We start from the raw sequence: 16357 nt of genomic DNA on the forward strand, positions 1-16357 counted from the left end.
TCGCGCTTGTGGTTGTGGCAGCGCGGCTGTAAATCTTGCCTGATACCAAATGACATGAGGGCGCCATGCGCATTGCACGAGACCTTGCCGACGCAGTCGGGAAAACACCGCTGATCCGGCTGAAACGCATCAGTGAAGAGACCGGATGCGAGATCCTCGGCAAAGCCGAGTTCATGAACCCAGGCCAGTCCGTCAAAGACCGCGCGGCGCTTTACATCATTCGTGATGCGGTTGCCCGAGGTGAGCTAAAGCCCGGTGGCACGATTGTCGAAGGTACCGCTGGCAATACCGGGATTGGCCTTGCGCTTGTCGGTGCTTCGATGGGGTTCAAGACGGTGATCGTGATCCCCGAAACTCAATCGGAAGAAAAGAAGGACATGCTGCGCCTTGCGGGTGCGCAATTGGTGCAAGTTCCCGCCGCTCCGTATCGCAACCCCAACAACTTTGTGCATTACTCGCGTCGTTTGGCCGAGGAACTGGCCAAGACCGAACCCAATGGCGCGATCTGGGCCAATCAGTTCGACAACGTCGCTAACCGTCAGGCGCATGTCGAAACCACTGGGCCTGAGATTTGGGAACAGACAGACGGCAAGGTGGATGGTTTTGTCTGCGCGGTCGGGTCGGGCGGTACATTGGCCGGTGTGGCCGAAGCGTTGCAGCCCAAAGGCGTGAAGATCGGTCTGGTCGATCCGATGGGCGCGGGGCTGTATTCCTACTACACCACCGGTGAGATCGCGATGGAGGGCGGCTCGATTGCCGAAGGCATCGGGCAGGTGCGCATCACTAAGAACCTCGAAGGGCTTAAACCCGATTTCGCGTATCAGATGACCGATAACGAAGCCTTGCCTTATATCTTCGATCTGCTGCGCGAAGAAGGTCTGGTCATGGGCGGGTCGACCGCGATCAACATGGCGGGCGCTGTGCGTCTGGCCAAGGATTTGGGGCCAGGCCATACCATTGTGACCATTCTGTGCGACTATGGCACGCGCTATCAGTCGAAACTGTTCAACCCGGAATTCCTGCGGGAAAAAGAGCTGCCGGTGCCTGATTGGATGACCGAAGTTCCCCGTAAAATCCCCGGCGTTTTCGAGGATATCTGATGCTGCAACAGGTCCGCCTGTGTCTGACGCTGGTGATCTTTTGCATGTTCGGGCTAGTTGGCGCGGCTACCGCGCAACTGACCGACAGGCAGAGTGAGTATTATCAGGGTTGGATCAAGACGGCGGACCGGGCTGAGGCGGTGATCGATGCAAACCGAGCATCGAATGCCGCAATGGAGAACTTGCGCTCGGAAATTAATGGATATCGCGAAGATTTTAACAGGGCGCGTGGCGCCAACACCGAGCGGATACAGACCCTTGAAAGCCAATTAAAGGCCCTGGGCCCCAAGCCTGAAGGTGATGCCTCAGAACCTGAAGACATCGCTGCGTTGCGCGAACATCTCGAAAACCAGCTCAATAGTCTGCGGGTCCCTCGGATCATATCTGAGGAAGCATTTAGCCGGGCAAATGGGCTGATCAGCGAGATTGATCAAATTCTGCGCGAGCGTCAGAAAAAGCAACTGCTTGAAAAAGGGCCATCTCCGATCAATCCGGTTTATTGGGGTCCGGCGTGGGTGGACGTGAAAGAGGCCTTCCGCAGCCTCATCAATGAAACGGTCGAGAACATGCGAACAGACGTTGTTCGCGAACAGGTCACCGATCGTGGTTTAGGCATCTTTATATTGCTGGTGCTTTCCGCTGTTTTGCTGATCTTTGGTAAGCATTGGTCCGAAAAAGGCGGGGACTACTTGCGCAGGCTCGGCGGCAGGGGTGCATGCGCATGGACCTTTGTGATTTCTCTGCTTCGGATTGTTCTGCCCTGGATCGGGGTCGTCGCTATCGTGACAGCAATCGACATGACCGATGTTCTTGGTCTGAGGGGCACTTTGCTGCTGGATGAGATTCCCTATTGGGCTGCGATCATTCTGTTTTATGACTGGATCGGCCGCCAGATTTACGTGATGAGCGCTGCGAACGACTTTAAGCGTATTTCCCCTGCCAGAATCACAGAGTTGCGCATCTACATTGATCTTCTAGCGATCATGTTGATCCTGCACGAGTTGGCATTGCTGTTCGAGCAGATTGAAAACACCTCTGATGCGACCCGCGCGGTTGTCAGTTTTCCGGTGATCGTGGTCACTGCACTTTTGCTACTACGTGTTCGGCAAATTCGAACCAACGATATAAGGTTCGAGGGTTCCGATCAGGCGGGCACGGTGCGCAGCGCCGGTTTCACACAAGTGATCGAATTTTTGCGCCGCGCTGTTTTCTTGCTGGGTATCACAACGCCTTTTCTGGCGATTTTTGGCTATATCAACGCGGCCGAGGCCATTGTCTTCCCTGCTGTTAAGACGCTTGTTCTGATCGCTGCGTTGGTCATCATCCAACGTTTTATCAGCCAGGTTTATGGCTGGATCACAGGGCAGGGCGATGCCGCGCGGGATTCTCTGTTCGCTGTTTTGGTCGGGTTTGCCCTGTCGATACTGGCGTTGCCAATTCTTGCGATCTACTGGGGCGCGCGTGAAACGGACTTGCTAGAAGTCTGGTCGCGCCTCTTGCAAGGGTTCAACATCGGCGGGATTACAATTTCGCCCAGTAACTTCCTGACCTTTGTCGCCGTATTTGTGATCGGGTATGGGCTGACACGATTGTTGCAAAGCGGGCTGCGAAACTCGTTGCTGCCCAAAACCAGTATCGATCCGGGTGGGCAAAATGCGATTGTGGCCGGTTCGGGCTATGTGGGGATTTTCCTGGCAGCTTTGGTTGCAATTATGGTGGCAGGTTTTGATCTGTCATCGCTTGCTATTGTCGCGGGTGCCCTGTCTGTCGGTATTGGGTTTGGTCTGCAGACCATCGTATCGAACTTCGTGTCCGGTATCATCCTGTTGGTTGAGCGACCGATCTCCAAAGGCGACTGGATCGATGTAAACGGAATGATGGGCTATGTGCGCGATATCTCGGTCCGGTCAACGCGGATCGAAACATTTGACCGTACAGATGTGATCGTCCCCAACTCGGACCTGATTTCCGGCGTGGTCACCAATTATACAAGAGGCAATACAATTGGCCGCGTAATCGTGCCGGTGGGTGTCGCCTATGGCACCGATACACAGCAGGTTGAAACAATCCTGGGTGAGATTGCAAACGCACATCCCATGGTTCTGGCGAACCCAGCGCCCAGCGTCGTGTTCCAGGGGTTCGGCGCGGATTCGCTGGATTTTGAAATCCGGGCGATCCTGCGGGATGTAAACTGGGTGCTGTCAGTAAAGTCCGACATGAACCACGAAATCAACCGACGCTTCACCGAAGCGGGTATTGAGATTCCATTCGCTCAGCGTGATCTTTGGCTGCGGAACCCAGAGGTGCTGCAGGCGCAATCGCCTGTCACCAAGCCTGAGGAGAAACCCAGACAGGCCTCTTCTAAGCCCGCCGATCTGACTCAGGCGGATCTGTCTGACGGTGACGGAGATGAGCCTTAGCCCGATTTCAGATCTGCCTGTGAAAGGTTGAGTTTTCGCGCTATTCGCCCCTTGCAAATCCTCTGACGATGGTTCAAGTATCCCGCTCACGGAGAGGTGGCCGAGTGGTCGAAGGCGCACGCCTGGAAAGTGTGTAGGCGGGAAACCGTCTCCAGGGTTCGAATCCCTGTCTCTCCGCCATCACCCCTTGCTGATAGAAATCTTCGATTGGCGTGTAGGCGGCTTTGGGTATGTGTTTCTTGTGGCAGCTCGATGCTGGCATGGTTGTCGATTGGAAACTAAGCTAACTAGTTACGGAACAATCGATACTTGGTCCGGAGGTAGCCAATGAAATCTGACAATCCCAACCACGCAGCGCCTTTTGATGCGGCGGCGCGTCAGGCCATTCAGCCGGTCATTTGCTACCCTTCTGATAGCTTGGTGCAGCCCAATCTGAATGGGCTAAAGGCACTGCGCGAAACAGCCCGTAAATCAGCTGAGGTGACAGCAGCACCGCGCGATGCTGCCTGTATCGACGTGCCTGCCGGTGCCTTTTTTCGCATTGTCTCGGTCGAAGGCCCGCAGGTTGGGGATTTGAACCTGTGGAACACCCATAACCTGTCGGAGCGGTTCTATTCCGGCAAAACCCGCGCGTTGCATGGCACGCATTTGTCGACGGGTGACCGGATGTGGTCCAGCTTTCCTTTCCTGCGCCCAATAGCCACTATCGTTGACGATACGCTGGATTGGTACGGGTTCGACGCTTTTGGCGGCTCGGTCCATGATGTGATTGGCACTCGGTGTGATCCGTACACGGGGCGTTTGCTGTCGGGCCAAGACTACCACCATTGCTGCCATTCGAATCTGACACGCGCGCTGGCCCAGCATCGTGAATTGCCCTTGCACGAGGCCGAGACGCTTGTGCATGACGTGCTGAACGTTTTCATGTGCACCGGATTCACACAGGAAACCGGGCAGTATTTCATGAAGGCCAGCCCGGTGCGCCCCGGCGATTATCTTGAATTTTATGCCGAAATCGACGTGACCGTTGGCCTGTCAGCCTGTCCAGGCGGAGATTGTTCGTCAGAGCATTCATCGGACACCGCCGCGTGCTATCCCTTGTTGATCGAGGTCTACGATCCGGGCGATGAAGCGCGATCAGCACATGTGCAACCTGCTGTGTCCGCATATGATCAAACACACGGAACCAGATAAGCGATGACCCACAATTCGATGTCACGTTTTTCGGCAGATACACAGGTTGCAGGTGCATTGACCCGTTAAACGTTAACAAAACCATTAATTTGATGTAGTCTCATGGTGTTATTCAAAGGTAGCACCCGGGTATTCGTGTGGCACAGACGCTTTATGAGAAATACGGTGGTTTCAAAACGATCAGCCGGGTGGTGATGTCATTTTATGAAATGGCGTTAGAGTCCGACCAGATCGGGGACTATTTCGAAGATATCGATATGCCTCGATTGATTGATCATCAGACCAAGTTTGTATCCTCTTTGATCGGCGGCCCGGCTTCATTCAGTGATGAACGGATCAAGGCGGTTCATAGCCATCTCAATATTACGCATGCGGATTTTGACGAGATGGCTGCGCTGTTTGGTGAAGCTTTGGAGATGCACGGTGTATCCGCTCAGGATATCCAAACGGCCCTTGGCGCGATTGAAAACAAACGTTCGATCATAGTGGTTCGGCACGCTGCATGAGCATTCATGCCATCAATGAACAACTACTACGCGCGATCGGGGTCGGCGTAGCAATCGTGCGGGCGTCGGACCTGAAGTTTGTCTTTCACAACAGTCCTTTCTCGGAATGGTTTGGCACGCCCGAAAAGAAACAGACGCTTTTGGACCTTATCCCTGACCTTGATCTGCGTGAACTGGATGATGTGAAACAGTCCGGACTACGCTACTCTGTTGAGTTACAGATCAAACCAAAGCGCCGCACACTGGTCTTTGCGGTCACCGTTTCGCTGACCAATGAACTGTCAGACCAACTGCTGATTGTTGAATGCCAGAACATCACACGCATTCGTGAGCTTGAAAGCATGATCGACAGCTACTCGACCATGGTAGAGCGCAACACCCGTGAGTTGGAGCGTGAAAAAGAGAGGGTCGAGCGTCTGCTGCTGAACGTCATGCCGCGCGCCGTGTATGAAGAGTTCAAAACCTTTGGCGTAGTGACGCCTCAGTTGTACAAAGAAGTCTCGGTGGTAATGCTCGATTTTGTTGGCTTCACCGATTTCGCCGCCAAAACCGATCCAACCGTCACACTCAGCGAATTAAATGATATATTCACGGCCTTTGATCGGATCGTCGAACAGTTCGGTTGTGAGCGGATCAAGACGATTGGCGATGCTTATCTGGCTGTTTCGGGTATGCCGGACGCCACGCCTGATCACGCAACCTCTGTGGCCCATTGCGCCGTGCGCTTTCTGCGATATCTCGAGCGTCGAAACGAAAGCCACCCGCATAAATGGCAGGCCCGGATTGGTCTGGGCATGGGCGCAGCTGTCGGGTCGGTAGTAGGTATTCAGAAATATGTTTATGACGTGTTCGGGCCTGCGGTGAACACAGCTGCGCGTCTTCAGGTCTTTGCAAATCCGATGCATATTGTTGCTCCGGAAGAGATGAAATACGCGCTGATTGACGAGTTCCAAGTGTCGGATATAGGGCGTGTTGCGATCAAGGGAATGGGTGACATGGACCTGATCAATGTCACACCTGGCCTGCGTGTCCCTCAGGGCAGCGGGCGCGTTTGAACTAATCAATCGTCCTGCGGGACCAGACCCAAACCTCGCAGATAGATGCCGATGCCGCTTTCCAGCAGATCCTCGGGCGGGAAGGGCGATGTTGCACCCGTGTTGCGGGCATACAGCTCGACCACGCCGTGGCTCATCGCCCAGATATGTGCGCTGAACATCGAGGCAGGAGGGCGCTTTTCGGGCGGAATATGCTGCGACAGATCTGCAGCTGCCTTTTCCAGCACGGATTTGGCACGGTTCGCGGCCAGCGACAGCTCGGGCGTGCGGTTCAATGAGACGCCGCTTTCGAACATCGCAATATAGTGGCCTGGATGTTTTCGGGCAAAAGCCAGATAGGCGCGCCCTGTAGCCTCGAACGCGGCTAAAGCCGAAGGCTGACCTTGGTCATAGGCGTATTGCATCAGGTCAGCGAACATCTCAAAACCCTGTTTTGCCGCTTCGGCTATCAAGTCCTCGCGCCCGTGATAGTGGCGATAGACAGCGGCAGGTGTGACACCGGCGGTTTTAGCGGCCTCAGACAGGGTGAAGCCCGTTGGCCCCTTTTCTTCGATTAGGGACAACGCGGCCTCGATCAAGGCTTGTTTCAGGTTTCCGTGGTGGTACCCGCGTTTCGTCATCCCGGCCTCAGAGCTCTTTGTTCAATAGGTTATTGAATCTAAAGAGATAGAGTATCCGCAAGAGTTCGTCCAACGCTTGACGCGCTGGATTTCATCTAGCTGCTACCAAAACACTAATTGGTTTCGGCTGAGCTTTCGGGTGCAACCGCCTGTTTCGCCTTTGATTTCGCCGGTTGGCGCGTCAAAGCACCGCGCGGGTCCTTTTTGAACAGCTCATACGCGTTCTTGAAAGGCCGGAAATACAGCGTCACAGGATTGTTCCAGGTTCCGTCTTCACCGTTTCCTAAACCGTATTCGACGTTTTCATTGGTTTTAGGCGAATACAGTGTCCCGGCGCCCCAATCCCAAAAAGCAAAGATGAAGCCCATGTTCTTGTCCCAATGCTTGCGTGCCTTCGAATGGTGGATCTGATGCTGGGCGGGGCTGACAAAGACATGTTGAATCCAGTTGGGATACTGAAGCCAAACATGGCTGTGGCGAAGGTTGAACGCGACCACAAAGAACAGAAAAATCACGATGTTCAGGCCAAACAGCGTAAAGGCACGCGCGCCAGTGCCGAAATACTGATCCAACAACGCAACGACAACGCCAACGGCAAAACCACTCATTGAGGTCGAGATGATCTCTTCCAGCGGGTGCATGCGCGTTGCAGTGAGCGGTGTCATCACTTCGGCAGAGTGATGCACCTTGTGGAATTCCCACAAGAACGGAACTTTATGAAAGATATAGTGCCCAAACCAAAGCGCGCCATCGACCGCCAGAACAGCGGCGAGTGTATAAAAGGCGGATACGGTCCAGGACGGCTCTGACGGGCCAGGGCCAGCAGGTCCCATGATTTTTTCGACCAGAGCATACCAGACCGAGACCTGAATCAGAACCGATGCATAGATGGCCGCGATAATGGATTTGTTCACAAAGAACATCACATAATCGGCCTTGGCGGATTTATGCGTCAGGATATCCCAAGGTAGCAGCCATTTGATCAGCCCTTTCAAGCTCTTACGGGATCGATAAAAGACGAAGATCGCAAAGGCCAGGGCCGTGCCCATATGTAAAAAAGACAGACGCTGGGTCGGGTCGAAGAACAGTTCGAAAGGGTGACGGAACGCCGCGAAAATCTCTTCAACCATGATCGGCTCCTGTCTCGATGCTGGTTTTTTGGTGCTTTATGAGTTGTATCAGCGGCATTGACGTGGCCGAATTGAGGCCAGTTTCTGTCATTTTGAATACGTATTGCTCAGGTGCTCAGCTTTCCCATATCTCGGCCCCGCCACAAATCTTCGCGTCCACCTTGCCCAAGGCCTTGCGATCTTTTTGATCATAATCCAAAGCATGTAGAACCGTCTGGATGGCCGCAATACGAGCGCGCTTTTTGTCGTCTGAACGGACGATGGTCCAGGGGCTTTTTTCGGTATGTGAACGGGTTAGGGTTTCGGAGATCGCTTCAGAATACGCGTCCCACTTGTCCAGACCGGCCACGTCGATCGGGCTGAGTTTCCATTGCTTTAGCGGGTCGGTCTCTCGTGCCAAAAACCGGTTGAGCTGCTCGGCCCGGCCGACATTTAGCCAGAACTTGAACAGTCGAATGCCGTCATTGACCAAACCGGTTTCCAGTGGAATGACCTGACGAAAAAAGCGTTCCCGTTCTTCGTGCGTGCAGAAGCCAAAGACATTCTCAACCACCCCGCGATTGTACCAGCTGCGATCAAAAAACACGATCTCACCCGCGGCAGGCAGATGAGGGATGTAGCGCTGAAAATACCATTGGCTGCGCTCGGCGTCCGAGGGCTTGGACAGCGCAACATTGCGTGCACCTCGTGGGTTTAGATTTTCGCGGAACCGCTTGATTGTGCCGCCTTTGCCCGCGGCATCACGGCCTTCGAAGATAATCGCTACCCGCTCGCCGGTTTCTTTGACCCAAGACTGCATCTTGACCAGTTCGATCTGTAGCGCATCGATCTGAGCGTCATAGTCTTTCGACTTCATTTTTCGAGCATAAGGATAGGTCGGGTTCAGGATATCGCCTTTTTCGGCCGCCCTGATCAGCGTGCGTACGTCCTTGGGGGCTTTCTTGTTGAAATAGGCCGTGATCGCGTCTTTTTCGGTCCGGGCCATGCCTCACCTCATGATAAATCCATAAGTTACTATGGATTAGCTGACCGCTTAACGCAAACCCGCGCGTTCTGCGGCGCGATCAATTGCTGCTGCGACCGCATCAGCCGCGACGACCTGAGGCATGTGGCCGATCCCCGGCAGTTCGATGAGTTCTGCACCTGGTATCTGGTCAATCAGACGGTGGGAATGCCACTCCAGCCCAACGGTGTCATCCGCCGTTCCATGCACGATCTCGGTCGGAACCGAAATTTCTGAATAGCGCGGCTGTAGCGCGGCGACTTCGTCCAGTAGATTTGCTCGCTGCTTGGCATTGGCATGCATAGATGCGCGGCGCATCGTCAGTTCGGGTCCGAAATGCGCAGCATAGCCTTCTGGCGTGGATTGCGGAGCAAAGACTTGATCCATCGCCTGGTCCACATACCAGTTTGGAACAAAGGATGTGATCAACGGCAAGGCCAGAGCATTGCCAGTTGGGGTTGAGGCTAGGCGGTTAAAGCCATCCAAAGGCGTTTCCCAGGGCATTGCGGCAGGTGCAATCAGAACAAGGGCTGAAATGTTGTCGGGCTGTGTTACTGCCCAGGCCAGGGAAACCGATCCACCATAGCTTTGCCCCGCGACAATGGGTTTCTCTGCCCCAAGCTGCGCCGCGGCCTTTTGCAGGATTTCGGCCTGTTCGATGATAGTTTCGCCATTCGGGTTGAAGCTGGCCGAATAACCCAAGCCGGGGCGGTCGAATACGATCACGCGATAATGCTGCGCAAGGATCGGAGCCAGCGCAAAGGTCATATCACGAGTGTTCCCGCTGGAGCCATGGATCAATACAACGTCTGGCCCAGTGCCCATCACAACGGCATGAACCGCGATCCCTTCAACATCCAGAATCTCACCTTCGGGGGGGAAGGCGGCCTCGGCCCGTGCTTCGATCTGGGTGCTGCGCCAAGTTGTAAAAATAGCGAAGCCCAGCAGGAGTACGGCAAATGATATCAGTATTTTAGCGGCCAATTTGATCCATATCGAACGGTGTTGTCTGATAGATTTCGTTGATCCAGTTGCCGTAGAGCAGATGCGCATGGCTGCGCCACCTGTTCTGAGGCGTTTGTGCAGGATCATCATCCGGGTAGTAGTTGATCGGCACATTGATTGGCGTGTCATTGGCCACGTCCCGATCATATTCCTGCTTTAGTGTATCGCTGTCATATTCGAAATGGTTGAAGATATAGAGCGCACGGTGCTTTTGGTCTTCTACCAGACAGGGGCCGACATCATCGCTGCCCAAGAGGGTGTTCAGACCCGGCGCGGCATTGATCTCAGCCTGCTTCATCTCGGTCCAGCGACTGACGGGGATGACACAATCGTCTGAAAACCCGCGCAGAAATGGCGAGGCCGGGTTCAAGTTCTGGTGTCGAAAACAACCAAAGGCCTTGGCGTCCAGCATGTGTTTCTTCACGCCATGGAAATGATTGATCATTGCCATTCCGCCCCAGCAGACGCCGAAGGTGGAATGCACATTGGTTTGCGTCCATTCGAACACTTCGCTGATTTCGTCCCAGTAGGTGACATCGGGAAACTCCAGATGCTCAATCGGAGCACCGGTGATGATCAGGCCGTCGAACTTTTGATCCTTCACCTCCTGAAACGGCCGGTAAAACTCTGCCATATGCGCGGCAGCCGTGTTCTTGGTGCGGTGTTCCGTCATACGGATCAACGACAGGTCGATCTGCAGCGGTGTCGCCCCGATCAAACGTGCAAACTGGTTTTCAGTCTGAATTTTCTTGGGCATCAAGTTCAACAACCCGATGCGCAAAGGGCGGATGTCCTGCCGCATCGCCTGATCCTCGGCCATGACCATGACGCCCTCCTTTGTAAGGACATCATAGGCGGGCAGGTCTGATGGGATTTTGATCGGCATCGGTTCAGGCTTTAATAAGTTTAATGGAAACTGCTAATTAGGCTTTCCTGGTCTGGGCCTCAAGGGTGCCTTCGATCAACTCATCGAAATCAGATGCATCACGCACGCGACCGATCTCCGCTGCGGTGAGGGCGATGCCCCAGTTTTTGGCCATCGCGGCATATCTTGGCTGGCGGTGGGCCAGCGCCTGAGCATAGGTCCAGCGGATGAAGGCGTCGGGATCGACCTCAGCCTCGGAACAACCTTGCTGATCCAGATATTCAGTCCAACTGCGGGTCAGGAACTCGGACTGATAGGACATCGGCTTTGGGGCTTTGTCGAAGCGGCGAATTAGCTCGGCCGTGTGCTCTTCATCGCCTTTGAGCCAGATCATCAGCGTGTGCTTTGACAACTCAGTCATCACCTGATCCGAAGGGTCGTCCGGGTCGACCCATTCGCAGATCGAGCCGCCGGTGTCGCAGATGAAATGAGGGTAGCTATACAGGCGCTGAGCGCGATCGATAAAATATTCAGTATCCAGCAAGGCGTGAATTTCGGCCAGTCGAAATTGTTCTTGCCGGCGCCGGTATTCGGGCATTTCAAGCCCACCCTTGGCCGGATCGCCTGGCTTTCCCAGATAGGCGGCGACGGGGGTCAAATTCTCGAACGAAATATTCGAGCCAATATAGATGGAATCCGACAGAAGCAGGTCCCGCAGAAAGGGCACGTTCATCGCCTCGGCCTTGGCGTTGTCGGTGATGTATTCGCCCATATATCGTGTGCCGATCCGATAGTCGATCGAGTAGTGGAACCAATCGCCTGAATCGCGCAGGATGTTGGACACATAGGTTTTGCCCAAGCCCGACATGCCGAAAAACAGCACTTTCTTGCGCGCAGCTGTGCGCCAGTCTTTTGCCGAGCCGTAGATCATGATCCGCTGTCCCCTTGTTTCGCCTTTGCTAGAACGGGCGAGGGGGCGCGTCAATCATGCTTGCCGTGGCGGTTCAAGATCAGCAGACCCAGTGCAAGGATCGCAAAGCCGATATAGGCGTTTGCGCCAAGCGTTTCGTCCCGCAAAAGCGAGCCGAGAACGATGGCAACAGGAGGGATCACAAGGGTTACCAGCATCAGATTTCCACTGCCTGCCATGGCAAGTACCCGGTAGTAGAGTAGATAGGCCGCCGCCGTTGCGATGATCGCATAATATCCGATGGCAGCCCATGTCACTGCCGGAAGGGCAAGAGTGGGCAGCCCGTCATGTATTATACTGATTGGCAGGATCAGCAAGGTTGCCCCCGTCAGCATTCCAGCAGCCGCGAGGATAGGAGACAGACCCGACAAGTGTTCGCGGCCCCACGCGCTGGCAAATGCGTAAGAGACCGTGCCCGCCAGTACGGCCAGTTGGGCAAGGCTTTGCAGATTGAAACCGGTGAAGCTGTTTAACCCAATGGCAATTGAGACGCCGAGAAACCCCAGGACCACACCGATCAACCGGTTTGGTGTCAGCCGTTCGTCTTTAAAGAACAGCGCGGCGACCAGTACGCCGAAGACTGCTGTTGCGGCGTTCAATATCGCAGTCAGGCCGGTGTCGATGTAAAGCTGCCCCCAGGCCATCAGTGAAAATGGGATAGCGTTGTTCAAAAGGCCCATGATCAGGAACGCGAGCCAAACCTTTGGATTTCTTGGAATCTCAATGCCTTTGATCCAGACAATAAACCATAGCACGGCCATGGCCCAGAAGGTTCGGTGTAGAACCGAAGTCATAACCGGGATAGTGTCCAGAGCGATGCGGATCGCCAAAAAGGACGCGCCCCAGATCAGGCCGAGCAACAGCAGTTCGGCCCAAGCTCGGTGTGAGAGATGTTTTTGAGGTTCCATGGCCTTAACTTGTCATTTGATGACAGGCGTCGCGACCCGGTTCTTGCGAAAAAGAAAGACCCCGCCGGGTGGGCGGGGTCTTAGACTTGCGATTTGGACTGATCAATTCAGCTGATAGGTAACCTGGAAGCCAACGCTCCAAGCGCTGTTGCCGGTGAAGTTGGCGTTTTGACCAAATCCACCATCCGCAACGGCATCACCGATGTCAGTATAACGAACTCCGCCTGAGATCTTGGCTTTTTCCAGCGAGTAAGTACCGCCAAGTCCGATGCTCCAGAAGCCGTTGGTCGGTCCTAAGTTTGACACAGGTTCGGCGCCTTTGGATTCGTAACCCAGGGTTACTGCCCCCGAAAACTCATCGGTGAACTGATAGCCCAAGCCCAGTGTATAGGTGAAGGTGTCATCCTCAAAGTCCACCAGGTTTGCTTGCCCAAGTGGGCCAGTGTAGACCGGCGGAGCATACAGCAATTGCGGCCAATCAACCCATCGGACCGACCCAAACAACAGTGTCTTAGGTGCGACACCTGTCTGGAAGTCCAAGTTTACCGATTGCGGTGTTTCAATTTCACTGTTTGTAGCGGCAGTTCCAGTTGAAAGGCTTGTCTCGGTTTGCGACAGGTCATGCGAGATTTTGGAATTGTATGTCAGCGATACGCGCGCTGCGATCTCGGGCTTTTCCCATGCGACACCAACTACATAGCCGAATGCAGTATCTGCACTTGTTTGAACATTGTAGCCCCTAACAGCAGGAACATTCACAGTAGCTTCAACCCGTTGAACGCGTAGACCCGCCAACGCACTGAAACCGTTATCAAACTTGTAGCGGAACAAGCCAGTTATGGCATCGGTGTCTGCGGTCGCGTTCAGCGTGTTGGTCACTGTCGGTGCCAACGGGTTAATCGACAGCGGGTAAGCTGACGAATAGGAGAGGTCTGCCCCGAATGGCTGATCATACATGATTGCGAAATCAAGCTGCTCGGTCAGCGATGTTTTAAAACCCAAATGCGGGGTGAAGAAGCTTTCCGTTACGTTGCCCGAGTCTACGACCTGTCCGTTGGTTGGGCTTGCAGGGTTCGCATCCAAAAGCGTCCCGCTTACCCGAGGATCGGTATATCCAAGCCGAAACTGAACAACCGTTCCTTCTTCAAAAATCAGGTTGATACCTTGACCACTTCGGTCGATACCACCTGCATAGCCTGCCGTTGCCCCCACGCACAGCGCGCATGTGGCGAGTAGTGCCTTTTTCATTGCTGTCCTCCCTTGCTTTCGATGCGGGTTTTCGTGAATAGAACTGAGTGTGTTCGACACTGACCCGCTGATTAGTGCCCGATACTTTCTTTTCGGTTAGTTTAAGGTCAACGGGTGACGGAGCGTTACTTATTGCAACTAGACTTATGGACTGTTGCTAAACTGTTACGATTTTCAGACCAGACATTCAGAAAGATGCCCGAAAAAATGACTGCGGCGCCCAGCATGGTCCAATGATCAATGTGCTCATGGTACAAAAGCATGCCAACCACCGCAATGGTGGGCAGGCGGGCAAAGTCAAACGGTACGACCACTGTTGCAGGCGCGATTGCTAAGGCATTGGTAATGCAGAAATGTGCCAGCAACCCGGCCAATCCCACCAGAACCAGAAACGGTGCGGTTCGGGCGTTTGGTAGGGCGATCTGACCATCCAGACCGGCCGCTGCTGCGCCGAGTGCGGCCTGCATGACCGCTAGCCAGAACATGATGCAGCCGATACTGGCAAAGCGCGTAAGCTTTTTCGTGGTAATCGTTGTAAACGCAAAGAAAATTGCAGACGCTGCGGCGGTTATCAGCCCCGGGCTTAACGGCGCCGTTCCGGGGCGCGCGACAATCAAGATACCGGCAAAACCGATGAGGGCGGCCAGCATTTTCAGCGGAGTCAGACGCTCTTTCAACAACAGAGGCGAAAGAAGGATCACCCAGATCGGTTGCGTGAATTCCAGTGCAAACACCTGGGCCAGGGGAATCACTCCTACTGCATAAAACCAAAGGTTTTGCCCGGTGAAATGCAGCACGTTGCGTACGGCGTGAAGGCCAAGTCGCTGGGTTGTGACCTGATGCCATTTGCCGGATACGCTCAGCACCAGAGCGACCAGCACGATGCCCACAAAGCTGCGATACATCATGATTTCGAACGTATCGTGATGCAGGCTTAATTCTCGCCCGGCCACTGCCATTGAGGAAAATGACAGAATGGCCCCTGTCATCCAAAGGGCCGCCTTGCCGATTTGAATTGAGCCCTTATCCACCCGGTGTCCTTCGCAATTTCTTGACGTTGCAACTGGAACTAACCGGATTTTTTCCGCTCTGGCACTCTGAATCTTTCCGTGTAGGAAGAAATGGCTGGATTAGTTGAGGTCCTGTACAAAACGCCGGGCGATTGCCAGATTTCCCTGTGCGTTTACGTGGCAACAATGATCGATATAGAAATCCTGCTGCAGGATGCCGGAATAGTCCTGAAAACAGTCGAGTTTTTGCGCCTTTTCACGGATCAGCGGATAGACCTGTTGAATCTGCGCGGCATATGTGTCGCTGTGGCTGAACGGACGGTCGGGCAGGGTATACGGGTTTGGTTGCAAGACGCAGGAAAAACGTGCCCCCCGTGAATTTACAATGGCTTCGGTTGCAGCCCAGCTGCTGACGAGGAAATCGGCGACACGCTCGGCATAGGCCGGATCACCACATTGGTTCAGATCGTCAAAACGCTGGCCGTTATCGCCCGAGCCCAGCTTCTCACTGAACCGCCGGGCCAAGCGGTAAGTTGAGGTCGATGATACCAGCCCCCAGATGCCGCCGGACTTCCCACGCAGCTTCTCCTTAATAAACCCCTCGCGCGGGTGCCCGTCAGGAGAGTTCAGGCTGAGGCAGTTGTGATAAACGTCATTTACACCATCAAAAAACACGACGTTGTCGCCGGGTTGGATACTGTCCAGGGTGTTGAGAAGCCTGTTGAGGCTCTGGCGCGAATTATAGGCTTGTTCCCCGTAATTGATCGCCGTCTTTCCCGTTAAATTGCTGAAATGGGATGGGATTGTATTTTTGTCGGAAACACTGTGCCCCCACATGGTGGAACCGCCAAAGAAATGTACCTTGTGATCCGTCGGCGGGTTCGAATTTACTGTAATCCGACGCAGATTTTCATCGATGTTCAGCGTCTCGCTTGAGATTTGTGGCGATTGCCACCCCACAAAAGCCTTATAGGGATAGCCCTGAAAGCTCTGAGCGTCGTTTTGGAACTGCCGGGTCTCTTCATCTTGATTGGGATTATTGGAGGTTTTGGGGGCTTCGTTTCCACTGAGCATGTCCCGCATCGAAAACGCGGCAAACAGGACCACTTCAAGCGCGATCAGTGTGAAGATAGTCATGAAAAGAATATAAAAAGCGTTTCGGATCAGTGCCATAAACAAAGCCTTGGGCGGGACCTAGTAACAAAAAATCAATTGGCCGGGTCGTACACACCAGACGAGCCGCTCATAAGGTGAGTGATAAGGGATTGGATTGCAAGCCAATCCTGAGCGCAAGAAATCGCGCTGAGGTGGGTAGATTGCCCG

At 54.1% G+C, this 16357-nt stretch carries 15 protein-coding genes and 1 tRNA gene; 6 read left to right on the forward strand and 10 right to left on the reverse strand.

Translation table 11 applies throughout. The features are described 5' to 3' along the window. Positions 1-65 precede the first annotated feature (65 nt). The 6 genes from ACR0EL_RS02775 to ACR0EL_RS02800 all read left to right on the forward strand — a co-directional run bounded on the left by ACR0EL_RS02775 (position 66) and on the right by ACR0EL_RS02800 (position 6275). The gene (locus ACR0EL_RS02775; RefSeq protein WP_480498014.1) at positions 66-1100 is read left to right on the forward strand and encodes a cysteine synthase A; all 1035 of its coding nucleotides are present in this window, start codon (positions 66-68) and stop codon (positions 1098-1100) included. After that, on the forward strand, positions 1100-3520 hold the full coding sequence (locus ACR0EL_RS02780; protein ID WP_480498016.1) for a DUF3772 domain-containing protein: 2421 nt from the start codon (positions 1100-1102) through the stop codon (positions 3518-3520). Before ACR0EL_RS02775 ends, ACR0EL_RS02780 begins: the two co-directional genes overlap by 1 nt. A 90-nt stretch (positions 3521-3610) precedes the next feature. Continuing rightward, positions 3611-3700 (forward strand) — tRNA-Ser (locus tag ACR0EL_RS02785). A 147-nt stretch (positions 3701-3847) separates the two neighbouring features. Beyond that, positions 3848-4714, forward strand: coding sequence for an urea carboxylase-associated family protein (locus ACR0EL_RS02790; RefSeq protein WP_480498018.1), 867 nt, complete (start codon positions 3848-3850; stop codon positions 4712-4714). 137 nt (positions 4715-4851) lie between these two features. Next, positions 4852-5220 (forward strand): group I truncated hemoglobin, encoded by a 369-nt coding sequence (locus ACR0EL_RS02795; protein WP_353007180.1) that lies wholly within the window; start codon positions 4852-4854, stop codon positions 5218-5220. Next, complete coding sequence (locus ACR0EL_RS02800) at positions 5217-6275, forward strand: adenylate/guanylate cyclase domain-containing protein (protein WP_353007183.1); 1059 nt, start codon at positions 5217-5219, stop codon at positions 6273-6275. The genes ACR0EL_RS02795 and ACR0EL_RS02800 overlap by 4 nt, the downstream gene beginning before the upstream one ends. Positions 6276-6280: 5 nt before the next feature. Here ACR0EL_RS02800 and ACR0EL_RS02805 read toward each other — a convergent pair whose 3' ends face one another. From ACR0EL_RS02805 to ACR0EL_RS02850, 10 genes are all read right to left on the reverse strand, one after another. Further along, positions 6281-6895 carry a TetR/AcrR family transcriptional regulator gene (locus ACR0EL_RS02805; RefSeq protein WP_170530110.1) on the reverse strand — a complete coding sequence of 205 codons (615 nt, stop codon included), beginning with the start codon at positions 6893-6895 and terminating at the stop codon, positions 6281-6283. 113 nt (positions 6896-7008) lie between these two features. After that, positions 7009-8025 (reverse strand): sterol desaturase family protein, encoded by a 1017-nt coding sequence (locus tag ACR0EL_RS02810; RefSeq protein ID WP_480498021.1) that lies wholly within the window; start codon positions 8023-8025, stop codon positions 7009-7011. Positions 8026-8140: 115 nt separating this feature from the next. After that, positions 8141-9010: a polyphosphate kinase 2 gene (ppk2, locus tag ACR0EL_RS02815; protein WP_480498023.1), complete on the reverse strand. Its 870-nt coding sequence runs from the start codon at positions 9008-9010 to the stop codon at positions 8141-8143. A gap of 48 nt (positions 9011-9058) precedes the next feature. After that, positions 9059-10012, reverse strand: a complete 954-nt coding sequence (locus ACR0EL_RS02820) for an alpha/beta fold hydrolase (RefSeq protein ID WP_480498025.1) — start codon at positions 10010-10012, stop codon at positions 9059-9061. Further along, positions 10002-10919, reverse strand: a complete 918-nt coding sequence (gene metA, locus ACR0EL_RS02825; protein ID WP_480498027.1) for a homoserine O-acetyltransferase MetA — start codon at positions 10917-10919, stop codon at positions 10002-10004. Before metA ends, ACR0EL_RS02820 begins: the two co-directional genes overlap by 11 nt. 37 nt (positions 10920-10956) lie before the next feature. After that, entirely contained in the window at positions 10957-11829 is an 873-nt protein-coding gene (locus ACR0EL_RS02830) for an ATPase (RefSeq protein WP_480498029.1), read from the reverse strand. Positions 11830-11879: 50 nt separating this feature from the next. Then, a complete protein-coding gene (locus tag ACR0EL_RS02835) occupies positions 11880-12776 on the reverse strand; it encodes a DMT family transporter (protein ID WP_480498031.1) in 897 nt (298 codons plus the stop codon). A gap of 102 nt (positions 12777-12878) precedes the next feature. Further along, entirely contained in the window at positions 12879-14024 is a 1146-nt protein-coding gene (locus ACR0EL_RS02840; protein WP_353007199.1) for an OmpP1/FadL family transporter, read from the reverse strand. Positions 14025-14149: 125 nt separating this feature from the next. Further along, positions 14150-15055: a DMT family transporter gene (locus ACR0EL_RS02845; protein ID WP_480498034.1), complete on the reverse strand. Its 906-nt coding sequence runs from the start codon at positions 15053-15055 to the stop codon at positions 14150-14152. A 99-nt stretch (positions 15056-15154) separates the two neighbouring features. Next, positions 15155-16171 carry a hypothetical protein gene (locus tag ACR0EL_RS02850; RefSeq protein ID WP_480498036.1) on the reverse strand — a complete coding sequence of 339 codons (1017 nt, stop codon included), beginning with the start codon at positions 16169-16171 and terminating at the stop codon, positions 15155-15157. Between the last annotated feature and the right edge of the window lie 186 nt (positions 16172-16357).

The sequence above is a fragment of the Ruegeria sp. AH12 genome (genome assembly GCF_056541465.1).